Genomic DNA, 1,873 nt, shown 5'->3' on the forward strand with positions numbered 1-1,873 from the left:
GGATTTCGGTGATGGCGGCTTTGGCGATGCGGTCTTTTTCGGTGGCCATGAGGGTGTTGCGGGTGGCGAGGGCGGGTTCGAACCCGAGGCGCTCGACGGGGATGGCGCCGCCGTGGACGCGGCGGAGCAGGCCGTGTCGTTCGAGTACGGTGAGGTCGCGGCGGACGGTTTCGGTGGTGACCGAGAACTCGGCGGCCAGTTCGGCCACGTCGACGCGACCGTTGGCACGTGCCCGGTCCAGGAACACACGCTGCCGTTCTTCTGCGTACATCGTCATCGCCTTTGGTGGTGCGGAGCCCGCGGTGGTCGGTGCAGTGGTGCCGGATTGGCCTGTTGCCCAGCGTAACGGTTCACAGGAACAAGGCCAACGCGCTGTGTTGTTTTGATGTCGGTTTTCGTGGGTTCAACCCCGGACGTGCGGGTCTGTGGCCAGTTTACTGGGGAAAACGTTGACATGGTCGGTAAATCGCGCCCTTAGTCACATGAAGCCTTGCCAAAGCCATACGAACCCAAGTAGCGTCCAAATCACGCGATCAACAAGGCGAAAGCCGAGAAGATCGCCGTCACGTGCGACGCCGGCCCCGCGATCAGGTTTGGCCGGCCGCCACGGTGGCGAGGTGCCCGGTACCGGTGGAGGCTCGCCGATCGGTAGCGACCCCGGTGACGCCGACCTGGTGTCGTGCCGGCAAGTCCTGGCGTTCCGGCCGCCCTCCGGGCGCGATCGCCACACGAGCCGGGAACGTGATCGAGGAAGGAGCCGATCTTGCCTGCCGAGACCATGACAATGCCGACCGTGGACGCGATCCGGTTCCCCCGGGAAACCGCCGTCGTCGGCGCGTACGGCTCCAGTCCGCCGATCGGCCGCGACGACGGCGCCAAGACCGCCGGGTCGGACGGGTGCGCGCGCTGACGGGTGTCCCGGGTGGCGGCCCGCCGCGTGGCGGACATCGATTGACTCGAAACAGGACCTTCTGCGGCGCTGCCCGCAGGAAGACAATCCGGCTGAGATCGAGCCGGGCGCGGAGGCCGGGAAACCGCTGCCGCGAGTCAGGTTGAGGGCGGTCCCACTCTGGTACTGCCGGAAAGTCGGTGATGGTGATGATGGAAAGTGCGACTGCGGTACCAGGTTCCGGTCTCGCCGCGATGCCGAACCCGTCCGATGGTGCCGACACCAAGACCTGCATGGCCAGCCTGCTGCCGGACCTGACCGTGGTGGCGGCCGATGACGAGTTCTTCGAGCAGTTCGGCCGGAGCTCCGCCGACGTGTGCGGGCGCGGGCTCTACGAGCTGCTGCACCCGGGCACCCAGGCTGTGCTGGACCGGCACTTCGCCGGACTGGTGAAACACGGCCACAATCGCTTCGCTGAGCGCGTGCTCGGCATGTACGGGCCCGACAACCTGTTCTCCGGTGAGCTGACCGCGGTGGCGGTGCGCGGCGAGACCGACGAGCTGTCGTCGATCGTCGTGCTGGTCTCCCCGGACGGCGTCATCGCCGAGGAAGCCGAGGTCCCCGAGCAGGGCCGCCGCCGGTCACGCGCCCGGAAGGCGCTGTTGACCGAGCTCGACGGGCGGATCCTGGAAGGGGTGGCGGCCGGTGCGTCCACCGTGCAGCTGGCCAGCCGCCTGTACCTGAGCCGCCAGGGCGTGGAGTACCACGTCGGCTCGATGCTGCGGAAGCTCCGGGTGTCGAACCGGCCGGCCCTGGTTTCCCGGGCCTACTCGATGGGTCTGCTCGCCGCCGACTGCTGGCCGCCCCGGGTCGTGCCCGGCGTGGTGACCTGACGGACATCCCCAATGGAAAAGCCGTGGCGGTGCCCCTGGGGGATGGGCACCGCGACGGGTTTTAGAGTTGGGGGGGTGGGGGCGGGGGCTC

The 1,873-nt window shown here is 68.3% G+C and carries 3 protein-coding genes; 2 read left to right on the forward strand and 1 reads right to left on the reverse strand.

Annotation, left to right across the window (positions count from 1 at the left end):
- The coding region (locus tag AB0F15_RS45015) for a DeoR family transcriptional regulator (RefSeq protein ID WP_360284083.1) at positions 1 to 271 on the reverse strand (271 nt) is incomplete at its 3' end.
- Positions 272 to 763: 492 nt separating this feature from the next.
- Here AB0F15_RS45015 and AB0F15_RS45020 point away from each other — a divergent pair.
- Both AB0F15_RS45020 and AB0F15_RS45025 read left to right on the forward strand, forming a co-directional pair.
- Positions 764 to 910, forward strand: a complete 147-nt coding sequence (locus AB0F15_RS45020) for a hypothetical protein (protein ID WP_360284085.1) — start codon at positions 764 to 766, stop codon at positions 908 to 910.
- A gap of 272 nt (positions 911 to 1,182) precedes the next feature.
- Positions 1,183 to 1,782: a LuxR C-terminal-related transcriptional regulator gene (locus AB0F15_RS45025; RefSeq protein ID WP_360284087.1), complete on the forward strand. Its 600-nt coding sequence runs from the start codon at positions 1,183 to 1,185 to the stop codon at positions 1,780 to 1,782.
- Positions 1,783 to 1,873 lie beyond the last annotated feature (91 nt).

Origin of the sequence: Amycolatopsis sp. NPDC026612 (genome assembly GCF_040638285.1) — a bacterium.
In the GTDB taxonomy this organism is placed as follows: domain Bacteria; phylum Actinomycetota; class Actinomycetes; order Mycobacteriales; family Pseudonocardiaceae; genus Amycolatopsis.